Origin of the sequence: Streptomyces sp. NPDC007929 (genome assembly GCF_042959065.1) — a bacterium.
In the GTDB taxonomy this organism is placed as follows: domain Bacteria; phylum Actinomycetota; class Actinomycetes; order Streptomycetales; family Streptomycetaceae; genus Streptomyces.
Genome location: NZ_JBIBKD010000011.1, coordinates 1 through 25,018 on the forward strand (window position 1 = coordinate 1; position 25,018 = coordinate 25,018).

Genomic DNA, 25,018 nt, shown 5'->3' on the forward strand with positions numbered 1-25,018 from the left:
CGCGGCCTGGACCTGTCGCAGATCCACTCCGTGGCCTCGTTCTTCGTCTCCCGCGTGGACACCGAGATCGACAAGCGGATCGACGCGCTGGGCACCGACGAGGCCAAGGCCGCGCGCGGCAAGGCCGGCGTCGCCAACGCCCGGCTGGCCTACCAGGCCTACGAGGAGGTCTTCTCCTCCGACCGCTGGAGCGCCCTGGAGAAGGCGGGCGCCAACAAGCAGCGTCCGCTGTGGGCGTCCACCGGCGTCAAGGACAAGGCCTACAAGCCGACCCTGTACGTCGACGAACTGGTCGCGCCCAACACGGTCAACACCATGCCCGAGGCGACCCTGTTCGCCACGGAGGAGCAGGGCGAGATCCGCGGCAACGCCGTCGCCGGCACCTACGAGCAGGCCCGCGCCGACCTCGACGCGGTCGAGAAGCTCGGGATCAAGTACGACGACGTGGTCCAGCTGCTGGAGGAGGAGGGCGTCGAGAAGTTCGAGGCGTCCTGGACCGACCTGCTGAAGTCGACCGAGGCCGAGCTCAAGCGCCTCGCCCCCTCGGAGGGCTGAACAGGTGTCGAGCAGCAACCCGCTGCGTGACCCCGCGGACCGACGGCTCCCGCGTATCGCGGGGCCGTCGGGCCTGGTCATCTTCGGCGTCACGGGCGACCTGTCCCGTAAGAAGCTCATGCCCGCCGTGTACGACCTCGCCAACCGGGGTCTGCTGCCGCCGGGCTTCTCGCTGGTGGGCTTCGCCCGCCGCGAGTGGGCGCACGAGGACTTCGCTCAGGAGGTCCACGACGCGGTCAAGGAGCACGCCCGCACGCCCTTCCGTGAGGAGGTCTGGCAGCAGCTCATCCAGGGCATGCGCTTCGTGCAGGGCACGTTCGACGACGACGACGCGTTCGAGCGGCTGCGCTCCACGATCGAGGAGCTGGACAAGGCCCAGGGCACGGGCGGCAACTTCGCGTTCTACCTGTCGGTGCCGCCGTCGTCCTTCCCGGTGGTCATCCAGCAGCTGAAGAAGCACCAGCTGGCCGACCAGACGGGCGGCTCCTGGCGGCGCGCGGTGATCGAGAAGCCGTTCGGTCACGACCTCGCCTCGGCGGAGGAGCTCAACAAGGTCGTCCACGAGGTCTTCGCCCCGGACCAGGTCTTCCGCATCGACCACTACCTGGGCAAGGAGACCGTCCAGAACATCCTGGCGCTGCGGTTCGCCAACACGATGTTCGAGCCGATCTGGAACCGGTCCTTCGTGGACCATGTGCAGATCACCATGGCCGAGGACATCGGCATCGGCGGCCGGGCCGGGTACTACGACGGCATCGGCGCCGCCCGGGACGTCATCCAGAACCACCTGCTCCAGCTCATGGCCCTGACGGCCATGGAGGAGCCGGCCTCCTTCGACGCCGACGCGCTGGCCGCCGAGAAGACCAAGGTGCTCGGGGCCGTGCGGCTGCCGCAGGATCTGGGCCGGGACACCGTGCGCGCCCAGTACGCGGCGGGCTGGCAGGGCGGCACCAAGGTGCGCGGCTACCTCGAGGAGGACGGCATCAACGCCTCCTCGAAGACCGACACCTACGCCGCGATCAAGCTGGAGATCGACAACCGCCGCTGGGCGGGTGTCCCCTTCTATCTGCGCACCGGCAAGCGGCTGGGCCGCCGGGTGACGGAGATCGCCGTCGTGTTCCAGCGGGCCCCGCACTCCCCCTTCGACTCCACCGCCACCGAGGAGCTGGGCTCCAACGCGATCGTCATCCGCGTCCAGCCGGACGAGGGCGTCACGGTCCGCTTCGGCTCCAAGGTGCCGGGCACCTCGATGGAGATCCGGGACGTGTCGATGGACTTCGCGTACGGCGAGTCCTTCACGGAGTCCAGCCCGGAGGCGTACGAGCGGCTCATCCTGGACGTTCTCCTCGGCGACTCGAACCTCTTCCCGCGCACCGAGGAGGTCGAGCTGTCCTGGGAGATCCTCGACCCGATCGAGCAGTACTGGGACAAGCACGGCAAGCCCGCCCAGTACCAGGCCGGTACCTGGGGGCCCGTCGAGGCGGACGAAATGCTCGAGCGACACGGACGGAGCTGGCGCCGGCCATGAAGATAGACCTCACGGACACCACGGCCAGCAAGGTCAACAAGGCCCTGGTCCAGGGCCGCCGGGCGATCGGCACCCCGGCGGTCGGCATGGTGCTCACGCTGGTCGTCGTGACGGACGAGGAGAACGCCTACGACGCGCTGAAGGCCGCGAGCGACGCCGCGCACGAGCACCCCTCGCGCACGCTCGTGGTCATCAAGCGGGTCTCCCGTTCGCCCCGCGACCGTACGCAGTCCCGGCTGGACGCGGAGGTACGGGTCGGCGCGGACGCGGGCACCGGCGAGACGGTCGTGCTCCGGCTGTACGGCGAGGTCGCGGACCACGCGCAGTCGGTGGTGCTGCCGCTGCTGCTGCCGGACGCGCCGGTGGTGGTGTGGTGGCCGGTGAACGCGCCGCTCGACCCGGCGAAGGACCCCCTGGGTGCCCTCGCGCAGCGCCGCGTCACCGACACGTACGCCTCGGAGCAGCCGGTGCGGGACCTGGCCACCCGGTCGAGGGCCTACACGCCCGGCGACACGGACCTGTCCTGGACCCGCATCACGCCCTGGCGTTCCATGCTGGCGGCAGCCCTCGACCAGGTGGCCTGCGAGGTGCGGGCCGTGGAGGTGGAGGGCGAGGAGTTCAACCCGAGCTGTGAGCTGCTGGCGATGTGGCTCGCGGACCGGCTGGACGTGCCCGTGAAGCGGTCGCTGTCCAGCGGGCCCGGTCTGACGGCGGTCCGGATGGACACCAACTGCGGCCCGATCGAGCTGGACCGCGCCGACGGCTCCCTGGCGACGCTGTCCATCGAGGGCCAGCCGGACCGGGCGGTGGCGCTCAAGCGCCGGGAGACCTCCGAGCTGATGGCGGAGGAGCTGCGGCGCCTGGACCCGGACGACACCTACGCGTCGGCCCTGCGGTACGGGGTGGACCGGCTGAAGTCCGCGTCGGCGGTGCCGGCGGTGCCCAAAAGTGAGGGGCGAGCAGGACTCGCCCTCCCCGCTCCCGTTGAAAGGGCTGCGCAAGCACCCGCTGCGGCAGCGGCGGCGCAGGCACCGGTGAGGCGGGAGGCGCCCGAGCTGGAGCCGGTACGGAAGGCGACGACGAAGTGAGTACGGCACCGCAGCTGGTCGTGCACCGCGACAAGGAGCTGATGGCGCAGGCCGCGGCGGCGCGGTTGATCACCAGGATCGTGGACGCGCAGGCCTCCCGGGGCTCGGCGTCCGTGGTCCTGACTGGCGGCCGCAACGGCAACGGCCTGCTGGCCGCGCTGGCCGCCGCGCCCGCCCGGGACGCGATCGACTGGGGCCGGCTCGACCTGTGGTGGGGTGACGAGCGGTTCCTGCCCGAGGGCGACCCCGAGCGCAACGTCACCCAGGCGAGGCAGGCTCTGCTCGACTCGGTGCCGCTCGATCCGAAGCGGCTGCACGCGATGCCCGCGTCGGACGGGCCGCACGGCACCGATGTGGACGCGGCGGCTGCCGCGTACGCGCGGGAGCTGGCTACCGCGGCGGGCCCGGAGAACCACGGGCCCGTGCCCACGTTCGACGTGCTGATGCTGGGCGTCGGACCGGACACGCATGTCGCGTCGCTGTTCCCGGAGCTGCCCGCGGTCAGGGAGACCGACCGCACGGTGGTCGGCGTCCATGGCGCGCCCAAGCCGCCGCCGACCCGGGTGACGCTGACGTTGCCGGCGATCCGGGCGGCGCGGGAGGTGTGGCTGCTGGCCGCGGGCGAGGACAAGGCCGGGGCGGCGGCGATCGCCCTGTCCGGCGCGGGCGAGATCCAGGCCCCGGCGGCAGGCGCGTACGGCAGAAGCCGCACCCTGTGGCTCCTGGACGCGGCAGCGGCATCCCAACTGCCGCGGTCGTTGTATCCACCCGCGTCCCCGTGAACGTCCTCGGGCCCCCACTTCGTGGCGAAGTGGGGGCCCGAGGCGTAGGCGCTACTTGACCGAACCCGCCATCACACCCTGCACGAAGTGCTTCTGGAACGCGAAGAACACGACCACCGGGACGACCAGGGACACGAACGCGCCCGGGGCCAGGACGTCGATGTTGCTCCCGAACTGGCGTATCTGGGACTGGAGTTGCACGGTCAGCGGCTGCGAGGAGCTGTCCGCGAACAGCAGCGCCACCAGCATGTCGTTCCACACCCACAGGAACTGGAAGATGGCCAGGGAGGCGATCGCGGGCCGCCCCACGGGCAGGACGAGCCGTGTGAAGATGCGCCACTCGGTGCCGCCGTCCATGCGGGCGGCCTCCAGCATCTCCTTCGGCATCTCGGCGAAGTAGTTCCGCAGCAGGAACACCGCGAACGGCAGGCCGTAGGCCACGTGGAAGAGCACGACACCGGGGATCGTCCCGAACAGGCCGAGCTGCCCGAAGAGTTTGGCGACCGGCAGCAGGCCGATCTGCACGGGCACCACGAGCAGCGCGACGACGATCAGGAAGATCGCGTCCCGCCCGGGGAAGTCCAGCCACGCGAAGGCGTACCCGGCGAGCGCCGCGACGACCACGACCAGCACGGTCGTCGGCACCGATATCAGCACCGTGTTCCAGAAGGCCTGCGTGATCCCGGCGTTCCCCAGCAGCGACGAGTAGTTGTCGAAGGACAGCTGCCCGGGGCTGGAGAACACCGTCCACCAGCCGCCCTTCGCCGTGTCCTCGGCGGACCGCAGGGAGGACAGGAACAGCCCGGCCAGGGGCGTCATCCAGACCAGCCCGACCAGTACGAGGAAGGCCTGGACGACCGAGTTGCCCAACCCGCGCCGAACCGCGTTCATCGCTGACTCCTTCGGAAGCGGCGGACGTTGAACACCATGGCCGGGACGACCAGCAGCAGCAGGAGCACGCCGAGCGCGCTGCCGAGCCCCTGGTTGTTGCCGCCGCCGAACGACACCAGCCACATCTGCGTCGCGAGGACGGTCGCGTCCTCCTGCACGGGCCCGGGCGCGATGATGTAGACGAGGTCGAAGACCTTCATCACGTTGATGACGAGGGTGATGAAGACGACCGAGAGGACAGGGGCCAGCAGGGGCACCGTGATGCGCCGGAAGATCTGCCACTCGTTCGCTCCGTCCATCCGCGCCGCCTCCAGGGCGTCCCGCGGCAGCGCGGAGAGGCCCGCCCCGATCAGCACCATGGCGAATCCGGTCCAGATCCACAGGTAGGCGCCGATGATCGCCGGGGTGACCAGCGCCGGCCCGAGCCAGGAGACGCCCTCATAGGGCGGGGCGAAGTTGGACGACGGCAGTCGCACCTCGTAGGAGCCCGATGCGAGGCCCTGGAAGCGGAAGGAGCCGTCGGAGGCCGTGGTGGTCGTGGCGATCGTCTCGCCGTCGCGGACCGCCTCGACCTTCATCTGCGGCAGTCCGCTCTCCCGCTGGTCGACCTTCCCCTGCTCCCCTCCCCCGCCGGGTGTGAAGTCCAGGTAGACGACACCGCGCAGTTCGTCGGCGGCGGCCTTGCGCCCCGCCGCCGCGTGGGCCGGCTCGGCGCCGTCCGGCAGGTCGCCGGGCTGCACGCCGACCAGGCCCAACGCCACCGCGTCCCCGGGCGCCACGCTCGAACTGGTGCGGTACGAGCCGTCCTTGTCCTTCGTCAGGCCCTGGGCGTCACGCGCCCGGGCCGTCGGATAGGAGGACTCCCCCTTGAAGGCGTCGTGGACGGAGACGACGGCGGCGTTGAGCACGCCCTTGTCGGGGTCCTCGTCGTAGGCGAGCCGGAAGATGATGCCCGCGGCGAGGAAGGAGACCGCCATCGGCATGAACAGGAGCAGTTTGAAGGCCGTGGCCCAGCGGACCTTCTCCACCAGTACGGCGAGGATCAGCCCGAGGCCGGTGAGCAGGGCCGGGGCGATGACGACCCAGATGGCCGTGTTGCGGACGGCCTTGAGGGTGGTCGGGTCGCGGAACATCTCGGCGTAGTTGTCGCCGCCGACGAAGCTCGTGCCGGAGGCGTCGAAGAAGCTGCGGCCGACGCTGAACAGCACGGGGTAGACGACGAGCGCGCCGAGCAGCAGCAGTGCGGGGAGCACGAACAGCAGGGCGATGATCTTCCCGCGCCGGCGCAGCCGCCGGGTGCGGTCGGCGATCGGGCCGGGCGGTGGGGGGCTCGTCTCTTTCACGAGGGTCGCTGTCATGGCGTATCAGTCCTGGTACGCCTTGGCCGCGGCGGCCTCCAGCTTCGCCGCGGTGCCCTTCGGGTCGGACGGGTCGCGCAGGAAGTCCTGGAGGAGCTTCCACTCGCCGGCGCCCTTGGTGCCGCCGAAGGACGCCGGGGCCTGGTCGGACATGTCGAAGCGGACCGAGTCCCCGGCCTCGACGAGGGACTTGGCGGTGGCGCGGGTGACGTCGTCGCCGTAGGAGGCGAGGTCGAGCTTCTTGTTCGGGGAGAGGTAGCCGCCGGCCTCGGCCCACACCGCGGAGGCCTCGGGCGTCGCCAGGTACTCCAGGAGGGCCTGGGCGGCCTTCTGGTTCTTGCCGTCCTTGAGGACGACGGCGGCGTCACCGCCGCTGACGACCGGTGCCTCGCCGCCGCCGACCGCCGGGAACGGGAAGAAGTTCGCGTCCTCGCCGACCTTCTTGCCGAACTGGTCCTTGGCGACACCGGCGACGAAGTCGCCCTCGTAGACCATGCCGGCCTCGGGCTCGGGGCCGAACACCTTCTCCACCGAGCCGGGGAAGTCGGTGTTCAGGGCGCCCTTCTGGCCGCCGGCGATGAGCTGCTTGTCCTTGAAGAGCTTGCCGAGGGTGGTGAGGGCGTCGACGACGGAGGCGTCGGTCCACTTCAGCTGGTGCGTGGCGAGCGCGTCGTACTTCTCGGGGCCGGCCTGGGAGAGGTAGACGTTCTCGAACCAGTCGGTGAGGGTCCAGCCGTCCTGTCCGGCGACGGAGAACGCGGCGAGCCCGGAGTCGGACACGGTGCGTCCGGCCTTGAGCATGTCGTCGTAGGACGTCGGGGGCTTCACGCCGGCCTGTTCGAGGGCGTCGGGGCTGTACCAGACGGTCGACTTGTGGGCGGCCTTGAAGTACAGGCCGTAGAGCTTGCCGTCGACGCTGCCGTACTTCTTCCACACGGGGGCGTAGCCCGCGTCGACGGCCTGCTCGGTCTTCTTCGACAGCGGCTTGAGCCAGCCCTTCTGCGCGAACTGCTTGAGCACGCCGACCTGCGGGACCATCACGACGTCGGGGGCGTTGCCGCCCTCGATCTTGCTGCCGACGACGGTGGAGACGTTGTCACCGGTGGACGTGAACTGCGTCTTGGCGCCGGTCTTCTCGGTGAAGGCGTCGAGCACCTTCTGGAAGTTCTTCTGCTCGGTGCCGGACCAGACACCGGCCACGGTGATCGTCTGGCCGTCGAGCGCCTTGTCGCCGCCGCCGGCCGAGACGGGCCCGCCGCCGCAGGCGGTCGCGCCGAGTGCCAGGACGAGGGCGGTGCAGCCGGTCAGCAGGGTGGTACGTCGTCTCATCATCGTTGATGTCCCTTCGGGGGTGACTTGGTGTGCGTTCGCTTGCGGGATGCCGTGGTGCGGGGCGGTCAGGAACGGATCCACCAGGCGGCCGTCGATCCGGAGAGCACTCCGGCCGGGCAGGGGCCGCTGGCGAGCAGGGGGGTGCCGGGGACCGGCGCGGGGGTGGGGGCCGTGCCGAAGTTGACGGCGCACACCAGGTCGCCGCGTTCGAAGGCCAGGACGCCGGGCGGGGCGTCCAGCCAGCGCAGTGTGCCCTCGCCCAGCTGGGGCAGGGTGCCGCGCAGTTGCAGGCCGTCGCGGTACAGGTGCCAGAAGGAGCGGGTGTCGGCGAGGGCGCGGTCGGTGGCGTACTCGGCGAAGTACTCGGGCTGCGGCAGCCACGGCTTGGCGCTCTCCACGCCCGGGGTGAAGCCGAACGGCGAGGCCTGGCCCGACCAGGGCAGCGGCACGCGGCAGCCGTCGCGGATCCGGGCCCGGCTGCCGGTGCGGCGGAAGATCGGGTCGGTGAGCACGTCGTCGGGCAGGTCCACGACCTCCGGCAGCCCCAGTTCCTCGCCCTGGTAGATGTACGCGGCACCGGGCAGGGCCAGCAGGAGCAGCGCGGCGGCGCGGGCCCGGGCGGCGCCGAGGCCGCTGCCCTCGGTGGCGGGTTCGCCGTAGCGGGTGACGGTGCGGACCTGGTCGTGGTTGTTGAGGACCCAGGTGACCGTCGAGCCGGTGCCGGCGATGTCGTCCATGGCCTCGGAGATGACCTTCTGGAAGGCGTCGGCGTCCCAGGAGGCGCTCAGCAGGTCGAAGAAGAAGGCCTGGTGCAGTTCGTCGGGGCGGACGTACTGCGCGTGCTCACGGGCGGTGGGCACGGAGACCTCGCCGACGAGGAGGCGTTCGCCGCCGTCGCGCTCGGTGTACTCCTCGCATATGGAGCGCCAGCGGCGCCACACGTCGTGCACCTCGGGCTGGTTCCAGGCGAGCGGGTTGACCGAGTCGCGGGTGCGGGCGTCGGCCTCCGGGTCGTCGGAGTCGGGCAGCTCGGGGTGCTTGTAGAGGCCGGCGGCGACGTCGATGCGGAAGCCGTCGACACCCCGGTCAAGCCAGAACCGCAGCACCCGGTCGAACTCGGCCGCGACCTCGGGGCAGCGCCAGTTCCAGTCGGGCTGCTCGGGCGTGAACATGTGCAGGTACCACTGGCCGGGCCGGCCGTCCGCCTCGGTCACCCGGCTCCAGGCCGGGCCGCCGAACATGGCGTGCCAGTTGTTGGGCGGCTCGGCGCCGTCGGGGCCGCGGCCGTCGGCGAAGTGGAAGCGGGCCCGGGCCGGGCTGCCGGGAGCCGCCGCGAGCGCCTCGCGGAACCAGGGGTGCTCGCTGGAGCAGTGATTCGGGACGATGTCGAGCAGCACCTTGACGCCGAGCCGCCGGGCGGCGCCCATCAGCTGGTCGAACTCGTCGAGGTCGCCGAAGACCGGGTCGACGCCGCAGTAGTCGGCCACGTCGTAGCCGTGGTCGTGCTGCGGCGAGGGATAGAAGGGGCTCAGCCAGATCCCGTCGACGCCGAGCTTCTTGAGGTACGGCAGTCCGGCGCGGACGCCGGCGAGGTCGCCGATGCCGTCGCCGGTGCTGTCGAGGAAGCTGCGGACGTAGACCTGATAGATCACTGCGTCACGCCACCAGTGGTGCCTGTTCAACCCATCGACCTGTCTCTGAGAAGGGCAGCGGTTATGCATGCATGTTAAGTAGGCGTGTCGAGAGGGTGTCAATGAAAAGGCCGAAGCTACCGAGCGGTTGGGATACTGAATCCGGACAGACCGGGGCGATATTCAGTCTTTCGAGATGCCCGCGTTACCTAACAAGTAAGTAGGAGCCTCGCGGAGCGGGGCGACGCGGGGGCGGCTAGCCGCGCGAGACGGCGGCGAGCTCGCGCGCCAGACGGCGCGTCGCCGCGGCAGGCGTCTGGTGCCCGGCCATCGCGTCCCGCACGACCGCCTGCACGACGAGGCTGACCTGGTCGTAGCGCGGGCTCTTGGGACGCGGCTGGGCCGCGAGGACGCTCGTCCGCAGCGTCGGCAGGTACGGGAACCTGCGGATGAGCGCGGGGTCCTGGTAGAGATCGGCCCGCACGGGCGGCAGCGCGCCCCGGGTGAGGACCTGGCGCTGCACGCGCTCACTGGTGAGGTACGCGATCAGACGGGCCGCCGAGTCGGGGTGCCGCGCGTGCGCGCTGACGGCCAGGTTGGAGCCGCCCAGGACGCTGGTCCCCGGACCGTCGGGTCCGGGCAGGGGGACCGCGCCGACCTTCCCGGCGATCTTCGAGCCGGGGGCGGAGGCGCCGACGTAGGCGTACGGCCAGTTCCGCAGGAAGAGCAGCCGGCCGTCCTGGAAGGCCTGCTTGGACTCTTCCTCCTTGTAGGTCAGCGCTTCCTTCGGGATCCAGCCCTCGCGCACTCCGCGGGCCAGGAACCCGATGCCCTCGCGGGCCGCGGCCGAGTCGACGGTGACCTTCTCGCCCTCGTCGCCGAGGATCGAGCCGCCCGCCGAGTAGACGGCCTCGGCCGCGTTCACGGTGAGGCCCTCGTAGGGCAGGAACTGTCCGGCGTAGCCGTCGAGGCCGTGCTTCGGGGCGATGGTCTTCGCGTAGCGCTCCAGCTCCGCCCAGGTGCGCGGCGGGGCGACGCCCTCCTCGGCGAGGATGTCCTTGCGGTACAGCAGCAGGCCCGCGTTGGTGACGTACGGGACGGCGTAGAGCTGCCCTTCGTAGGTCGCCGTGTCCACGACCGGCTGGAGGAAGGTCTTCAGCGGGAAGCGGTCCCGGGGCAGCGGTCTGATCCAGCCCGCCGCCGCGAACTCCGAGGTCCAGTTGACGTCGATGTTGAGCACGTCGAACCGGCTGCGGTCGCCGTCGCGCAGATCGGTGACCATCTGGGCCTGGGTCTCGTCGGCCGAGTCCGGCAGCTCGACGAGGGTGACCTTCTCACCGGGGTGGGTACGATTCCAGCCTTCGAGCAGGGGCCCGAGATAGCCGGTGAGGTCTCCGGCGGTGGCCAGGGTGAGGGGGCCGCGGCTGCCCGCGGGGGGCTCACCCGCCCGGGCTCCGGCGGTGACGTAGCCGGTCAGGACCACGACGAGAACGAGGAGGCCCCTACCCGCGGCATGGATCCACCGCATAGGTTCCTCCCTGTACACCGGCGCTGGGCTTCCTTGCCCGGAATCAGAGGCCATGTATACCTGTTAGGTATGGGCGATACTAGGGCCTGGAGCACATTGGACCAGACAGGAGGACTGCACGCGTGCGTCTGCCCCTCCTGGCACTCCTCGCCCGCGGACCCGCCCACGGCTACGAGCTCAAGCAGGACCTTGAGCAACTGCTGGGCTCCGCGTACCCTCAGCCGAACGTCGGCCAGATCTATGTGACCCTCGGCCGCCTCGAGAAGTCGGGACTGATCGAGGGCGAGGACGTGGCGCAGTCCAGCCGGCCCAACAAAAAGGTCTACCACCTCACCGACGCCGGGCGGGAGGCGCTGCGCGCCTGGTTCGAGGAGCCCGAGGACGAGCCCCGGGTACGGGACGAGTTCTTCATGAAGCTGGCGCTCGCCCCGCAGACCGGCCTCGCCGAGCAGATCACCCTGATCAACCAGCAGCGGCGCCAGTACCTGAACACCATGCGGCAGATGTCGAAACTGGCCGCCGCCCAAGACCGCGACAACCGCATCGCCCATCTGCTCATCGAAGGCGCGATGCTGCACCTGCAGGCCGACCTCGACTGGCTGGAACGGTGCCAGGAAGAGCTGGAGGAGCTGGAGTGAGCGACAACCGTCCCGCTCCTGTGCTGCGCGCCGAGGGGCTGGTGAAGACCCACCACGGCGAGGGCGCCCCGGCGCATGCCGTGCGCGGGGTGGACCTGTGCGTACGGCAGGGCGAGTTCGTGGCGATCACCGGCCCGTCCGGCGCCGGCAAGTCGACGCTGCTGCATCTGCTCGGTGGGCTCCAGCGGCCGGACGCGGGCCACATCCTGCTCGACGGCGAGTCCACCGACACCTACAGCGAGGCCCGCTGGGCGGTGGAGCGCAGGAAGCGGATCGGGATCGTCTTCCAGTTCTTCAACCTGGTCTCCAACCTGTCCGTCGCCGACAACGTGGAGCTGCCCGCCCTGCTCGCCGGGACCGCGCCCAAGCAGGCCCGCGCCGAGCGTGAGGCGCTGCTGGCCGAGCTGGGCCTGACGGGCAAGGAACGCAGCATGCCGGGCGAGCTGTCCGGTGGCGAGCAACAGCGCGTCGCGCTGGCCCGGGCCCTGGTCAACCATCCGCCCCTGCTGCTGGCCGACGAGCCGGCCGGCAGCCTCGACAGCAAGGGCACCCGCGAGGTGATGCGCCTGCTGTCCCGCTTCCACCAGCGCGGCCAGACGATCGTGCTGGTCACCCACGACGCCCGGCTGGCGAGCGCCGCGGACCGGGTGATCAGCTTCTTCGACGGCCGGATCGCCGACGACGCGGAACTCGACGGCGGCAGCACCCCGCCCCGCCGCGCCGGCATATCCGGTGTGCTGGAACTCAAGGACTGACATGCGGGTCCACGACCACTGCCCTGACCACGGCCATGATCACTGCCATGTCCGTGGCCCGGTGTCCGGACCGAGGGGCTGAGGCCCGTGCGAGCCACCCTGCGCTGGGCGCACTCCGATCTGCGCACGCACCGCGGTGAGGCGCTGTTCCTCGTCCTCGCCACCGCGGGCATCGTCGCGTCCCTGCTGCTGGCCACGGCCCTGTTCGGGTACGCGACCAACCCCTGGCAGCGGGTGTTCACGCAGTCGCACGGCGCCCACGTGTGGCTGCACACCGACAAGGCCGCCGACACCGGGAAGCTGGCCGGTCTGGCCGGCGTGGAGTCCGTCACCGGCCCCTACCCGACCGCCGCCACCACCGTCTCCTCCCGCGGCAGCCGCGCCGCCGTCGAGCTGCGTGCCACCCCGGAGCGGCCCGCCGACCGTCCGCCGATCGTCTCCGGTCACTGGCTGGACCCCTCGACCCCGAACGGCGTGGTCCTGGAGAGCCGTCTGGCCCGCGCCCTGCTGACCGAGCCCGGCGACACCCTCACCGTGCCGGGCACCGCCCGCGATATGACCGTCGTGGGTCTCGCCGACAGCGCCGAGCCGCGCTACCGGCCCGGTGAGCAGCCCGGCCTGGTGTGGGCACTGCCGTCGGCGGTGCCGGATCCCGGCGGCCAGGTGATCGGGCTGCGGCTGACGGATCCGGGCGACACGTCCTACGTCGTCCAGCGCGCGGTGACCGTGCTGGGCTCCGGGGCGATCGGCGAGGTCTCCACCTGGCAGCAGGCCCGCGCCGAGGCGCAGGGCGACAACCGGCTGCTCGGCCAGGTGCTGGGCCTGTTCGGGCTGGGCGCACTGGTCGCCGCCGGGTTCGCCGTGCACGGGGCGATCGGCACCCGCATCCGCGGTCACCTGCGGGACCTCTCCGTCCTGAAGGCCATCGGCTTCACCCCCGGCCAGGTGGTCCGGATCTTCCTGCTCCAGCACCTCGCCTACGCCCTGCTGGGTGCCCTGGCCGCCGCCGGTCTCGCCGAGGCCCTGGGCAGCCGGATCCCGGGGCGGCTGGGCGACGCGGTGGGGGTGTGGCAAGGGCTGCCCGGGCACACCGTGGCCCTGCTCGTGGTCCCGGCCGGAGCGGTCCTGTTCATCGGCGCGACCACCGGGCTGGCCGCCTGGCGGGCCGGACGCGTGCCGCCGGTTCCCGTGCCGCGCCCCGCCGCGCCCTCGGGCGGACGGCTGTCCGGCGTGGCGCGCCGGGCCCTCGGCGTGCGCATCCCGCCCGCGCTGGTGCTGGGCTGGCACAAGGCGTTCACCCGCCGCCCCCGGTCCCTGGCGACCGTCGCCCGCCTGACCCTGCCGCTGCTGCTGATCGTCGTGGCGATGAGCGCCTGGACCACTCTGGACCGGTTCCACAGCGAGCCCGAGCGGATCGGCCTGCCCACCACGCTCAGCGTCCGCGCCGACGACTCCGGCCTGAGCGAGCAGCAGACCCGTTCCCTCCTGGAACGCGACCCGGACGTCGCCGCCGCCTACCCGGGCGTGGAGACGGCGGCACTGGGAGCGAGTCAGACCGCGACGATCGCGCTGCGCGGCCTCGGCACCCACCAGGACCCCTACCCGTACACCCTCGCCGAGGGCCGTCCGGCCCGCGGCGCCGACGAGGCCGTGGCCGGGCAGGGGTTCCTCGACCTGCTGAACGTGCGCGTCGGCGACTGGGTCCGGATGACCGTCGGCGACCAGCCGCAGATCCTGCACATCGTGGGCCGCAGCATCGAGCCGGAGAACGCCGGCCGGGTCATCTCCACCTCCCTAGACACCCTCCGCGAGAACGACCCGGACCTGCGCCCGACCGTCTACGAACTCCGCCTGACCCCCGGCGCGGACCCGCGCGAGGTCGCCGACCGGCTCGCCGACGCCGGGGGCGGCCGCCTGGACGTGCACATGGTGATCAACCCGGCCGACGGGCTCTCGCCGCTGCGCGCCGTCGTCGCCGGGCTGATCGCCGTGCTGGCCCTCATCGGGCTCATCGAGCTGCTGACCGCGATCGGCGGCACCGTGCGCGAGAGCGAACGGGACCTGCTGGCTCTGAAGGCCATCGGGCTGTCCCCTCGGCAGATCACGGCGATCACCGTCACGGCCACCGGGCTCACTGCGCTGGCGGCCGTCCTGGCCGCAACCGCCCTGGGCCTGCCGCTCGCCCGCTGGCTGATCGACGCCCAGGGCCGCTCCAGCGGCATCGGCGCCGGGATCGCCCAGTGGCCGTCGACCGCGCTGATGCTGCTGCTCGGGGTGGCCGCGGTGCTGTGTGCGGCGGCCCTGGCGGCCGTGCCCGCGGCCCGCGCGGCCCGACGGCGCCTCGCGGACACGCTCAGCGCGGTGGCCTGACCGAGCGGCATCAGCCCAGCCGCGACGGAGCGGCATCACCCCCGTCACGACCGAGCCGCATCACCCGCCGCGGCCGAGCGACGTCGTCCGCCGCTCAGCCGCTCTGTGTGTGTGGGGGGGTGTTACTCCCGCCCGCGCAGCTCGCGGTAGGTCGCCACCAGCGCCTTCGTGGAGGCGTCCAGGCCCTCGACGTCGGCGCCCTCGGTCAGCGCGGGCTCGACGCGCTTGGCGAGGACCTTGCCGAGCTCCACGCCCCACTGGTCGAAGGAGTCGATGTTCCAGACGGCCCCCTGCACGAACACCTTGTGCTCGTAGAGGGCGATCAGCTGGCCGAGGACCGACGGGGTCAGTTCGGGCGCGAGGATCGTGGTCGTCGGGTGGTTGCCCTGGAACGTCTTGTGCGGCACCAGTTCCTCGGGTACGCCCTCGGCCCGGACCTCCTCCGGCGTCTTGCCGAACGCGAGTGCCTGCGTCTGCGCGAAGAAGTTGGCCATCAGCAGGTCGTGCTGCGCCTTCAGCTGCTCGCTCAGTTCACCGACCGGCCGCGCGAAGCCGATGAAGTCCGCCGGGATGAGATTGGTGCCCTGGTGGATCAACTGGTAGTAGGCGTGCTGCCCGTTGGTGCCGGGCGTGCCCCACACCACCGGCCCGGTCTGCCACTCCACGGGCTGCCCGTCGCGGTCCACCGACTTGCCATTGGACTCCATGTCGAGCTGCTGGAGGTAGGCGGTGAACTTGGACAGGTAGTGGCTGTAGGGCAGGACCGCGTGCGACTGGGCGTCGTGGAAGTTGCCGTACCAGATGCCCAGCAGGCCCAGCAGCAGCGGGGCGTTGGCCTCGGCCGGGGCGTTGCGGAAGTGCTCGTCGACGATGCGGAAGCCGTCGAGCATCTCCCGGAAGCGGTCCGGGCCGATCGCGATCATCAGGGCGAGGCCGATCGCGGAGTCGTACGAGTAGCGGCCGCCGACCCAGTCCCAGAACTCGAACATGTTGACCGTGTCGATGCCGAACTCGGCCACCTTCTCGGCATTCGTCGACAGCGCCACGAAGTGCTTGGCGACGGCCGATTCGTCTCCGAGCGCCTCCAACAGCCAAGACCGCGCGGACGTGGCGTTGGTGACCGTCTCGATGGTGGTGAAGGTCTTGGAGGCGATGACGAACAGCGTCTGAGCCGGGTCCAGGTCCCGCACCGCCTCGTGCAGGTCGGCGCCGTCCACGTTCGACACGAAACGCACCGTCAGCGAGCGGTCGGTGAAGGCCCGCAGCACCTCGTAGGCCATCGCGGGGCCGAGGTCGGAGCCGCCGATGCCGACGTTGACGATGTTCCGGATGCGCTTGCCGGTGTGCCCGGTCCACTCGCCGGAGCGGACCCGGTCCGCGAAGGCGGCCATCTTGTCGAGCACGGCGTGCACCTGTGGTACCACGTTCTCGCCGTCGACCTCGACGACGGCGTCCCGGTTCGCGCGCAGCGCGGTGTGCAGCACGGCCCGGTCCTCGGTGGTGTTGATCTTCTCGCCGCGGAACATGGCGTCCCGGAGCCCGAAGACACCGGTGGCGGCGGCCAGTTCGCGCAGCAACCGCAGGGTGTCGTCGGTGACGAGGTGCTTGGAGTAGTCGACGTACAGGTCGCCGACCCGGAGGGTGTACGCGGTGCCGCGGCCGGAGTCGGCGGCGAACAGCTCGCGCAACCCGACTCCGCCCAGCTCCTCACGGTGCTTGGCCAGTGCCGTCCACTCGGGCGTCTGGTTGAGCCTGGTACGGCCGTCTGCGTTCATCTGGGACTTCAGCCTTCTTCCTTGCCTGCCTGTGCTGCTGCGTACCTGCCCCGCTGCCGGTCCAACCTAATTGATCAGCGGTCGCCGTGGCCTGTCGTCGCGCCCTCTCCGGGCGCACCCACAGGTACGTCCGACCGGCGCGTGGGTATCAGCGCGGTGACGGACAGGACGAAGAAGGCGGCCGCGAGCAGCGCGGGGGTGTTCTCCCCCCAGGCACCGGCGACGGCCCCGCCCAGCAGCGCGCCCAGCGGTGCGCCGGCGACCGCGAGCGTCCGGAAGGCGGAGCTCACGCGGCCCAGCAGCTCGGCGGGGCTGCGCTGCTGCATCAGCGTCGTGGTGTTGACGTTCCACACCATCCCCATGAACCCGAAGACGGCCAGGGCGCACACCAGCGCGGCCATGCTGCGCACCGAGCCCATGACGAGGAGGGCGACGGTCTGCGCCGTCCCGGCGGCGAGCACCAGGCGCATCCGCCCGAAGCGGGTGACGAGCCGGCCGCCGGCCGCTCCCCCGGCCAGGCTGCCGACCGTGTACGCGGTCATCGCCACCGCGTATGCCGTGTTGCCCGCGTCGAGCCAGCCGGTCACCAGGACCACGAGGGTGGCGACGAGGGCGCCCATGCCGATGTTGCACAGGGCGGTGGCGGTGCACAGTCCGCGCAGGGCCTTGTCGCGGATGAGGACGCGGAGCCCTTCGGCGATCTCGCGCCGCAGCGTGCTGCCCGCCGGCCGCGGCTCGCGGTCCCGCTCGGCGGCCGGGAGCGTGGCGATGATCGCGGCGGCCACCAGGAAGGTGACCGCGTCCGCCGCGAACGGCATCGCCGGCCCGGCTACCAGCAGCAGCGGCACGACCGGTCCGCCCAGCAGTCCGCCCGCGATGCGCTGGCCGGTCAGCAGCCGGGCGTTGGCGCTGCCCAGCGCGTCCCGGTCGACCAGGGTGGGCAGCAGCGCGGTGGCGGCGTTGTCGAACAGCGTCTGGAGGGTGGTCAGCGCGAAGGCCAGCACGATCAGCAGGGCGATCGAGGCGTGGCCGAGGGCGACGGTCACCGCGAAGGCCACGACCAGCACCCCGCGCAGGGCGTCCACCATCCACATGGCCCGCCGCTGGTCGACCCGGTCGGCGACCGCTCCGCCGAGCAGGCCGAAGACGATCCAGGGCAGATAGCCGCAGGCCGTGACTGAGGCGATGAGCAGCGGATCGTCGGTCAGGGTGACGGCCAGCAGGGGCAGGGCCGCCGTCCGCAGGGCGTCACCGAAGCTGGACAGGACGGCCGCGCTCCACAGCCGCCCGAACCCCCCGCGCCACGCGGGTGCGCGGACTCCCCCACGCTTGCCGAGCAGGGAGGTGCCCCCACCCACGTCGCCCGTCGCCACCGCTCCCCCTCATGGTTCGCCCGATGCACAAACCGTAGAGGGCACCACTGACAATCGGTCCGCGAGCGGCCCGCTCAAGCAGCTCCGGCCGGGCACCTGCTGGTGCCCGGCCGGTCTCGACTTCTAGATCTCGCCCCGCAGTTTGGCGAGCGCCTCGGCGAGGATCGCCTCGCCGTCGGCGTCGCTGCGCCGCTCCCGCACATACGCCAGGTGCGTCTTGTAGGGCTCGGTGCGCGGCGGGTCCGGGGGGTTGTCCCGGTCCTGGCCTGCCGGAAAGCCGCAGCGGGGACAGTCCCAGGTATCGGGCACCTGCGCGTCGCTGGCGAAGCTCGGCTGGGTCTCGTGTCCGTTGGAGCACCAGAAGGAGATGCGCAGCCGCGGCGCGGACTCGCCGCGCTCGGCCTCGCCCATCGGCCCCGCCCCGACCCGGCTTCCCCGGATCGCGTTGCCACTTGCCACGGTCGTAACTCCCTGCGTGATGGTGCCGCGAAGCGAGTCGGCGTTCCGCTTCGCTGCGAGCGCCTCAGTCTACGTAAGGCCCAACGCGCGTCCAGTGATTGGAGTTACAACCCTCACACCTAGACGCAAGCCCCATGATAGGCCGCGCTGTGCTGCGCGTACCGAACATGGGGCCTTACGTGCGAGTTCCGTGCGGATTGCGGCTCGGTCAGTTGTTCACCTTCATCAGGATGCCGAGCACGACAATGCAGGCGAACCATGCCAGACCCACCACGACGGTGATGCGGTCGAGGTTGCGCTCGGCGACCGAGGAGCCGCCGACGGAGGACTGCATGCCGCCGCCGAACATGTCGGAGAGGCCGCCGCCCTTCCCCTTGTGCATCAGCACCAGCAGCATCAGCAGCAGGCTGAAGACGATCAGGGCGATCGAGAACCCCAAAACCACGGCTGGACCAACTTCCTCGGATTCGGATGGACGACGCGGGGCCCAGCCACAGGGCTGGACCCCGCAAGGGTACGACGGATCGCCGCTACCGCATACTCGCGAGTCGCCGGGTCGCCTCGGGGGCGATCCGTGCCGGTCGGCTCACTGGTCGCGGAAGCGCACGATCTTGACGAACTCGTCGGCGTCCAGCGAGGCGCCGCCGACCAGGGCGCCGTCGATGTCGGCCTGGGCCATGATCTCCGCGACGTTGCCCGCCTTGACCGAGCCGCCGTACTGGATGCGGACCTTGTCGGCCAGGTCCTGCGAGTACAGCTCGGCGATCTTGCCGCGGATCGCCGCGCAGACCTCCTGGGCGTCCTCGGCGCCGCAGACCTTGCCGGTGCCGATGGCCCAGACGGGCTCGTAGGCGATCACGACGGTCTCGGCCTGCTCGGCGGGCAGGTCCTTCAGACCGCCCTCGACCTGGGCGAGGGTGTGGGAGACGTGGTTGCCCGCCTCGCGGACCTCCAGCTCCTCGCCGACGCACAGGATCGGGGTCAGGCCGTGCTTGTAGGCGGCCTTGACCTTGGCGTTCACCAGCTCGTCGGTCTCGGCGTGGTACTGCCGGCGCTCGCTGTGGCCGATGGCGACGTAGGTGCACTTCAGCTTGGCCAGCATGGGGCCGGAGATCTCGCCGGTGAAGGCACCGCTGTCGTGCGCCGAGATGTCCTGGGCGCCGTACTTGATCTTGAGCTTGTCGCCGTCGACCAGGGTCTGCACCGAGCGCAGGTCGGTGAAGGGCGGCAGGACGGCGACCTCGACGGCCTCGTAGTCCTTGTCGGCCAGGGCGAAGGCGAGCTTCTGGACGTGCGCGATGGCCTCGAGGTGGTTGAGGTTCATCTTCCAGTTGCCCGCCATCAGGGGCGTACGCGTGCTCATTGAGGGTCAGTCCTCCAGTGCGGCGAGGCCGGGGAGCGTCTTGCCCTCGAGGTATTCGAGGGAGGCGCCGCCACCGGTCGAGATGTGGCCGAATGCGTTCTCGTCGAAGCCCAGGATGCGGACGGCCGCGGCGGAGTCGCCACCGCCGACCACCGTGAAGGCCTGGGAGTCGAGGAGGGCCTGGGCGACCGCCTTGGTGCCCTCGGCGAAATCGGGGTGCTCGAAGACGCCCATGGGGCCGTTCCAGAAGACGGTGGCGGCGTCGGCGATCTTCGAGGCGTACAGCTTGCGGGATTCGGGGCCGATGTCCAGGCCCATCTGGCCGGCGGGCATGGCGTCCGCGGCGACGGTGCTGGGCTTGCCCGGGGCCTTGGTCTTGAGGTCGGGGAACTCCGGCGCGACCACGACGTCCACCGGCAGGACCAGTTCGACGCCGTTCTTCTCGGCGCGCTCGATGTACTCCAGGACGACCGGGAGCTGGTCCTCCTGGACCAGGGACGAGCCGATCTCGTGCCCCTTGGCCTTGAGGAAGGTGAAGACCATGCCGCCGCCGATGAGCAGCCGGTCGGCCTTGCCGAGCAGCTGGTCGATGACGGCGAGCTTGTCGGAGACCTTGGCGCCGCCCAGCACGACGGCGTAGGGCCGCTTGACGTCCTCGGTGAGCTTGCGCAGGACGCCGACCTCGGTGGCGATGAGGTAGCCGGCGTAGTGCGGCAAGCGGGCCGGGAGGTCGAAGACGGAGGCGTGCTTGCGGTGCACCGCGCCGAAGCCGTCGCCGACGTAGACGTCCGCGAGGGCGGCGAGCTGGTCGGCGAAGGCGCCGCGCTCGGCGTCGTCCTTGCTCGTCTCACCGGCGTTGAAACGCAGGTTCTCCACGACCGCGACCTGGCCGTCGGCGAGTGAGCCGACGGTGGTCCGGGCGGACTCGCCGACCGTGTCGGTCGCGAAGGCCACGTCCGACCCGAGGAGTTCACCGAGCCGCGCGGCGGCGGGGGCCAGGGAGAAGGCCGGGTCCGGGGCGCCCTTGGGCCGGCCCAGGTGGGAGGCGACGACGACCCGGGCGCCCGCGTCGGCGAGGGCCTTGACCGTGGGCAGCACGGCGCGGATACGGCCGTCGTCGGTGATGCGCGTGCCGTCCAGCGGCACGTTCAGATCGGCGCGGACGAAGACCCGCTTGCCCGCGACCCCTTCGGTGAGGAGTTCGTCGATCGTCTTCATGAGGGGACTCCTGAAAAGAGCTCGTGATCTGTCGAAAGCGCTCGTGATCGAACAGCTCTGATCTGTACGTGAGTCAGGGCTCGGACGGCGCGTCCTCGCGCCGCCCGAGCCCTGCTCTCACATGGACGTGCCTACTGGGTTGATCAGAGCTGGTTGCCGACGAAGACCGTAAGGTCCACGAGGCGGTTGGAGTAACCCCACTCGTTGTCGTACCAGCCGATGACCTTCACGCTCTTGCCCTCCTGGACCATGGTCAGGGAGGAGTCGAAGGTGCAGGACGCCGGGGCGTTCACGATGTCGGAGGAGACGATGGGGTCCTCGGTGTACTCGAGGATGCCCTTCAGCTCGCCCTCCGCGGCCTTCTGGAAGGCGGCGTTGACCTCTTCCTTGGTGACCTCGCGGGACAGCTCGAGAACCAGGTCGGTGACCGAGCCGGTCGGGACCGGGACGCGCATGGCGATGCCGTCCAGCTTGCCCTTGAGCTGCGGCAGGACCAGAGCGGTGGCCTTGGCGGCGCCCGTGGTGGTCGGAATGATGTTCTCGGCGGCGGCACGCGCGCGACGCAGGTCCTTGTGCGGGAAGTCCAGGATGCGCTGGTCGTTGGTGTACGCGTGCACCGTCGTCATCAGGCCCTTGACGATGCCGAAGTTCTCGTCGAGGACCTTCGCCATCGGCGCCACACAGTTGGTGGTGCAGGAGGCGTTGGAGATGACGTGGTGGTTCGCCGGGTCGTACTTGTCCTGGTTGACGCCCATCACGATGGTGACGTCCTCGTCCTTGGCCGGAGCCGAGATGAGGACCTTCTTCGCGCCACCGGCGAGGTGCTTCTCGGCGTCGGCCTTCTTGGTGAAGATGCCGGTCGACTCGATGACGATGTCGACGCCCAGCTCGCCCCACGGGATGTCGGCGGGGCTGCGCTCGGCCAGGACCTTGATCGTCTTGCCGTCGACGGTGATCGTGTCGGCGGTGTGGGTGACCTCCTGCTTGAGGCGGCCCAGGATCGTGTCGTACTTCAGCAGGTGAGCGGTGGTCGCGGTGTCACCCAGGTCGTTGACAGCCACGATCTCGATGTCTGCACCCTGCTCCAGGAGCGCGCGGAAGTAGTTACGACCGATGCGGCCGAAGCCGTTGATGCCTACGCGGATCGTCACGAACCGATCTCCTCGTTGGTACGCCGGCCATGAAGTGCCGGCGAGCTCTGTTTGGGATGTCCCCGACCGCCTACGACCCTACCTCCCTGGAGCTCCGGTGGTGACATCCAGATGCCCCATACACGGCAGGGCGGTCCGTACCCGCCAGTAGGGGTACGGACCGCCCACCGCCGAGAGCAGGATCACTCGAACTGGCTACCCCTGGTGTGTCCCATTGACCTGGGACGTCACCCGTCGAGGGAAGCGAGCGCCTTCCTCATCAGCGCCGTCCGGGCGGCCGGTGCGGTGACGTGCTCCAGGCCGAAGCCCAGCAGCACGGTGTCCTCCGTGGTGACCGCGCCGTACGTCTGGAAAAGGGCGCCGGTGCGGGCCCAGTCCTTGAGGGCTGCGGGGCTGCCCTCGGGCGGTCCGGCGACCTTCCAGGCCCCGAGCGAGGTCTCGAAGCCCTCGGTCTCCTTGGCCGTGCCCCCGACGACGAGCGAGGCGTCGTCGGCGAGGACGCCGTGCCCGCCGCTGCCCGGGTCGGTGACGTAGCTGATCGAGATCTCGACCGTCTTGCCGGCGTAGGCGCTCAGGTCGAAGTTCACCTGCTGCCAGCCGTTGGAGGCGCCGGTGAGGCTGTTCCACGCGCCGGTGGTGCCGGTCGCGGTGCAGCCGTCGTCCGCCACGGTCAGGTAGTGCTTCAGCCAGGGGTGCTCGTTGGCGTAGAAGCCCGCCTGGCACTCCGTCGGCACGGCGGTCCTGGTGGCGCCGCCCGCCTCGGGGAGGGTGGTCCAGTCGTCGCCGCCCGCGGTGTGGGCCTCGACGACGGCGTGGTCGTAGCCGGCCTCGGTGTCCCACAGGAGCTGGGTGCGCAGGGTCGGCCTCTCGGCAGCGGTGGTGCCGGTGAGGTCCACGGTGCGGGTGAGGCGCTTGTAGGCGTCGTCGCTGTGGACGGCCGCGGCCATCGCGGAGCCCGCGAACGGACCGTACGGGTTGACCGTGCCGGCGAACTGCCCCGCGCCCTTGCTGGCGAACTGCGGGAACTCGCCGGTGCCCAGTTCGTCGGAGGTGACGCTGTAGGTGCCGGCCTTGTCCAGCGGGTTGCCGGGGGCCGCGCCCAGCGGGCCGGTGACGCCGCCCAGCTCGCCGGAGCCGGTGAAGCCGGTGGCCCCGGGGGTGGTGGTGCGGGTGTAGGCGCCCAGGTAGTACTGGCTGAAGTCGTCCGAGGGCACGCCACCGCCGAGGTCGACGTTGCCGCCGGCCTGCTCACCGGCCTCGATCAGCCGGCCGCCCTCGTTGAGGAAGGCCCGCAGCTGGAGCTGGGTGGCGACACCCGGGACGCTCGCGCCCGTGTAGTGGACGACGGTGTCGAAGTGGCTCAGCACGCCGAGCGCGTCCGGCACCCCCCGCTCGGCGACGTCCCAGACGACCGCCTTGCGGCCGCTCGCCTTGAGCGCGTCCACGTACGTCTGCGCCTGCGTGGCCTTCGCGCCCTCCTCGGCGATGACGAGGGTGTTCGCCCGGGGCCGCTCGGCGACGGTGTAGGTGAAGCGCTCGCTGGAGAGCTTCTTGCCGTTCTTCGCCTCGCCGGTGAACCACACCTCGACCTTGTCGCCCGGCTCGCCGTCCTTGACCTTCGCCCGGTACTCGTCGAAGTAGAGGTTGTCCTCACCGCCGTAGGTCTCGCCGCCCTTCCAGGGCTTGAGCGCCATGTCCAGGGTGCGGCCGCCGTTGACGCGGTACTTGAGCTCCTTGTCACGCACCGACTTCCGGACGACGACGGAGACCTCCTGGTCGGCGCCGCGGGAGTACGACGTGCCGAACGCTGCCGGGGTGAAGTCGGCGGCGCTCAGGCCGACCGACGAGGACGGCCGGTCGGGGCGGGCGGCGGACTCGGCGACGGAGAGCGCGAACGGGACGTTCTTGGCGAACTCCTGCTGGATCAGCTTCTCGTCGTCCGGGAAGGTGAAGACCGACTGGCAGTCGGACGCCTTCCACGCGTCGTTCGGGTCGAGATCCGAGGCGGTCTGGCAGGTCGACATCTCGGGCGTGAACATCGCCAGGCCGTTGACGTTCGCCGCGTGGCCGTCGGCCTCACCGTTGGTGGTGTACAGCTCGGAGGAGAGCTGGGGGTGGTAGCCGGGGATGGCGGAGTTCTCGGGCGTCCCGGCGAGCGCCTCGTACAGGACGTCGTCGGGGGTGTGCGTGGCCACCTGCCAGCCGACCCCGTAGAGGAGGAGTTCGGCGGCGGAGTGGTAGTTGATGCCGTACGTGAAGCCGATCCGCTTCTGGAAGGCGTCCAGGGCCTGGGTCTCCGGCTCGGAGTTCGGGCCCGCGCCGCGGTAGGTCTGGCTCGTGGGGTTGGGGGACGAGCCCTCGTCGTCGTAGCCCCACTTGTAGGCGAAGTTGCGGTTGAGGTCGACGCCGTCGCCGGTGGTGATGGTGCCGTCGCCGTTGACGTCCCGCAGGTTCTTGCGCCACTGGCGGTTGGCGGGGTCGGCGAAGGTGAAGTCGTAGCCGTCGGGGTTGGCCGACAGCAGGAACCACAGTTCGGTGGAGTCGACGATCTTCTTGACGCGCCGGTCCTTCTTGTAGTTGTCCAGATAGTGGTGCATCAGGCGCCGGATCATCTCCGGCGTGATCCACTCGCGCGCGTGCTGGTTGGACATGTAGAGGACGGAGGGCTTGGAGCCGTCCTTCGCCTTCTTCGCGCCCTTGGTGAGCTTCAGCGCGAGGATGTCCTGGCCGTTGACGGTCTTGCCGATGGAGACGACCTTGGTGAGGTTCGGGTTCTCCTGGGCGGTGCGCAGGAGTTCCTCCCGCAGGCCCCCCTTGCCGCTGTACGGGCGGAACACGCCCTCGGCCGCGTCCTCGACCCGGGCCTCCGCCCGGGCGGAGAGCTCGTGCTCGGTGAGGCCGACGCCCTGCTTCTCCAGCTTCTTGGCCTGCTGGTCCGTCAGGTAGACCTCGACGGTCGCGGTGCCCTTCTCGGGCACCCGCTCGCTCAGTTCGTGGCCGTCCTGCCCGGCCGCCAGCAGCAGGGGTACCTGCTTCTGGGTGACCTCGGCGCGGAAGACCTTGACTTCGTCCGGGTCGGACGGGGTCGAACTACCCGGTTGTGCTTGGGCGATGGGTGCGAAGCTCGCTCCGCCGATCAGGAGCGCGCCGACAGCGAGGATCGATCTCGCTCTTCGTCTCATGAACCCCCCTAGCGTGGGTCCGCCACAGCAGCGAACAGATG

20 protein-coding genes are annotated in these 25,018 nt (G+C 70.7%); 7 read left to right on the forward strand and 13 right to left on the reverse strand.

Annotated features, from left to right (window positions below; genetic code table 11):
* From ACFZDE_RS31515 to pgl, 4 genes are all read left to right on the forward strand, one after another.
* Positions 1–555: transaldolase family protein (locus ACFZDE_RS31515; protein WP_391205712.1), on the forward strand; the 555-nt coding region annotated here is incomplete at its 5' end.
* 4 nt (positions 556–559) lie between these two features.
* Complete coding sequence (gene zwf / locus ACFZDE_RS31520) at positions 560–2,083, forward strand: glucose-6-phosphate dehydrogenase (RefSeq protein WP_391002403.1); 1,524 nt, start codon at positions 560–562, stop codon at positions 2,081–2,083.
* Positions 2,080–3,171 (forward strand): glucose-6-phosphate dehydrogenase assembly protein OpcA, encoded by a 1,092-nt coding sequence (gene opcA / locus ACFZDE_RS31525; protein WP_391002401.1) that lies wholly within the window; start codon positions 2,080–2,082, stop codon positions 3,169–3,171. Before zwf ends, opcA begins: the two co-directional genes overlap by 4 nt.
* Positions 3,168–3,953 carry a 6-phosphogluconolactonase gene (pgl, locus tag ACFZDE_RS31530; RefSeq protein WP_391205715.1) on the forward strand — a complete coding sequence of 262 codons (786 nt, stop codon included), beginning with the start codon at positions 3,168–3,170 and terminating at the stop codon, positions 3,951–3,953. The genes opcA and pgl overlap by 4 nt, the downstream gene beginning before the upstream one ends.
* 51 nt (positions 3,954–4,004) lie before the next feature.
* On the opposite strand, the gene ACFZDE_RS31535 is transcribed toward pgl, so the two are convergent.
* The 5 genes from ACFZDE_RS31535 to ACFZDE_RS31555 all read right to left on the reverse strand — a co-directional run bounded on the left by ACFZDE_RS31535 (position 4,005) and on the right by ACFZDE_RS31555 (position 10,693).
* Positions 4,005–4,844 carry an ABC transporter permease subunit gene (locus tag ACFZDE_RS31535; protein WP_391205718.1) on the reverse strand — a complete coding sequence of 280 codons (840 nt, stop codon included), beginning with the start codon at positions 4,842–4,844 and terminating at the stop codon, positions 4,005–4,007.
* Positions 4,841–6,202, reverse strand: a complete 1,362-nt coding sequence (locus tag ACFZDE_RS31540) for an ABC transporter permease subunit (RefSeq protein ID WP_391002395.1) — start codon at positions 6,200–6,202, stop codon at positions 4,841–4,843. The genes ACFZDE_RS31535 and ACFZDE_RS31540 overlap by 4 nt, the downstream gene beginning before the upstream one ends.
* 6 nt (positions 6,203–6,208) lie before the next feature.
* Complete coding sequence (locus tag ACFZDE_RS31545) at positions 6,209–7,534, reverse strand: extracellular solute-binding protein (RefSeq protein ID WP_391205721.1); 1,326 nt, start codon at positions 7,532–7,534, stop codon at positions 6,209–6,211.
* Positions 7,535–7,599: 65 nt separating this feature from the next.
* On the reverse strand, positions 7,600–9,255 hold the full coding sequence (locus ACFZDE_RS31550) for an alpha-amylase family glycosyl hydrolase (protein ID WP_391205724.1): 1,656 nt from the start codon (positions 9,253–9,255) through the stop codon (positions 7,600–7,602).
* Between the two features lie 166 nt (positions 9,256–9,421).
* Positions 9,422–10,693 carry an extracellular solute-binding protein gene (locus ACFZDE_RS31555; protein WP_391002389.1) on the reverse strand — a complete coding sequence of 424 codons (1,272 nt, stop codon included), beginning with the start codon at positions 10,691–10,693 and terminating at the stop codon, positions 9,422–9,424.
* A gap of 122 nt (positions 10,694–10,815) precedes the next feature.
* On the opposite strand from ACFZDE_RS31555, the gene ACFZDE_RS31560 reads away from it, so the two are divergent.
* From ACFZDE_RS31560 to ACFZDE_RS31570, 3 genes are all read left to right on the forward strand, one after another.
* Positions 10,816–11,331, forward strand: coding sequence for a helix-turn-helix transcriptional regulator (locus ACFZDE_RS31560; RefSeq protein WP_391002387.1), 516 nt, complete (start codon positions 10,816–10,818; stop codon positions 11,329–11,331).
* Complete coding sequence (locus ACFZDE_RS31565; protein ID WP_391002385.1) at positions 11,328–12,086, forward strand: ATP-binding cassette domain-containing protein; 759 nt, start codon at positions 11,328–11,330, stop codon at positions 12,084–12,086. Before ACFZDE_RS31560 ends, ACFZDE_RS31565 begins: the two co-directional genes overlap by 4 nt.
* 87 nt (positions 12,087–12,173) lie before the next feature.
* Positions 12,174–14,456: an FtsX-like permease family protein gene (locus ACFZDE_RS31570; protein WP_391205727.1), complete on the forward strand. Its 2,283-nt coding sequence runs from the start codon at positions 12,174–12,176 to the stop codon at positions 14,454–14,456.
* Positions 14,457–14,578: 122 nt separating this feature from the next.
* Here ACFZDE_RS31570 and pgi read toward each other — a convergent pair whose 3' ends face one another.
* The 8 genes from pgi to ACFZDE_RS31610 form a co-directional block, all read right to left on the reverse strand.
* Positions 14,579–16,231, reverse strand: coding sequence for a glucose-6-phosphate isomerase (gene pgi / locus ACFZDE_RS31575; protein WP_391205731.1), 1,653 nt, complete (start codon positions 16,229–16,231; stop codon positions 14,579–14,581).
* 74 nt (positions 16,232–16,305) lie between these two features.
* Complete coding sequence (locus ACFZDE_RS31580) at positions 16,306–17,604, reverse strand: MFS transporter (RefSeq protein ID WP_391205734.1); 1,299 nt, start codon at positions 17,602–17,604, stop codon at positions 16,306–16,308.
* 123 nt (positions 17,605–17,727) lie between these two features.
* Positions 17,728–18,063 carry an RNA polymerase-binding protein RbpA gene (locus ACFZDE_RS31585; RefSeq protein WP_003957010.1) on the reverse strand — a complete coding sequence of 112 codons (336 nt, stop codon included), beginning with the start codon at positions 18,061–18,063 and terminating at the stop codon, positions 17,728–17,730.
* A gap of 208 nt (positions 18,064–18,271) precedes the next feature.
* Positions 18,272–18,508, reverse strand: coding sequence for a preprotein translocase subunit SecG (gene secG / locus ACFZDE_RS31590; RefSeq protein WP_078615370.1), 237 nt, complete (start codon positions 18,506–18,508; stop codon positions 18,272–18,274).
* A gap of 141 nt (positions 18,509–18,649) precedes the next feature.
* Complete coding sequence (gene tpiA / locus ACFZDE_RS31595) at positions 18,650–19,426, reverse strand: triose-phosphate isomerase (RefSeq protein WP_033310745.1); 777 nt, start codon at positions 19,424–19,426, stop codon at positions 18,650–18,652.
* Between the two features lie 6 nt (positions 19,427–19,432).
* Positions 19,433–20,644 carry a phosphoglycerate kinase gene (locus ACFZDE_RS31600; RefSeq protein ID WP_391205737.1) on the reverse strand — a complete coding sequence of 404 codons (1,212 nt, stop codon included), beginning with the start codon at positions 20,642–20,644 and terminating at the stop codon, positions 19,433–19,435.
* 143 nt (positions 20,645–20,787) lie between these two features.
* A complete protein-coding gene (gene gap, locus ACFZDE_RS31605; protein ID WP_391205741.1) occupies positions 20,788–21,795 on the reverse strand; it encodes a type I glyceraldehyde-3-phosphate dehydrogenase in 1,008 nt (335 codons plus the stop codon).
* Positions 21,796–22,022: 227 nt separating this feature from the next.
* On the reverse strand, positions 22,023–24,977 hold the full coding sequence (locus ACFZDE_RS31610; RefSeq protein WP_391205744.1) for a M14 family zinc carboxypeptidase: 2,955 nt from the start codon (positions 24,975–24,977) through the stop codon (positions 22,023–22,025).
* Positions 24,978–25,018: the final 41 nt, after the last annotated feature.

Bases quoted from the DNA above. Each gene is read 5' to 3' on its own strand.
- opcA (WP_391002401.1), top strand. From the start codon at position 2,080: ATGAAGATAGACCTCACGGACACCACGGCCAGCAAGGTCAACAAGGCC.
- ACFZDE_RS31535 (WP_391205718.1), bottom strand. From the start codon at position 4,844: ATGAACGCGGTTCGGCGCGGGTTGGGCAACTCGGTCGTCCAGGCCTTC.
- ACFZDE_RS31540 (WP_391002395.1), bottom strand. From the start codon at position 6,202: ATGACAGCGACCCTCGTGAAAGAGACGAGCCCCCCACCGCCCGGCCCG.
- ACFZDE_RS31545 (WP_391205721.1), bottom strand. From the start codon at position 7,534: ATGATGAGACGACGTACCACCCTGCTGACCGGCTGCACCGCCCTCGTC.
- ACFZDE_RS31550 (WP_391205724.1), bottom strand. From the start codon at position 9,255: ATGCATAACCGCTGCCCTTCTCAGAGACAGGTCGATGGGTTGAACAGG.
- ACFZDE_RS31555 (WP_391002389.1), bottom strand. From the start codon at position 10,693: ATGCGGTGGATCCATGCCGCGGGTAGGGGCCTCCTCGTTCTCGTCGTG.
- pgi (WP_391205731.1), bottom strand. From the start codon at position 16,231: ATGAACGCAGACGGCCGTACCAGGCTCAACCAGACGCCCGAGTGGACG.
- tpiA (WP_033310745.1), bottom strand. From the start codon at position 19,426: ATGAGCACGCGTACGCCCCTGATGGCGGGCAACTGGAAGATGAACCTC.
- ACFZDE_RS31600 (WP_391205737.1), bottom strand. From the start codon at position 20,644: ATGAAGACGATCGACGAACTCCTCACCGAAGGGGTCGCGGGCAAGCGG.
- ACFZDE_RS31610 (WP_391205744.1), bottom strand. From the start codon at position 24,977: ATGAGACGAAGAGCGAGATCGATCCTCGCTGTCGGCGCGCTCCTGATC.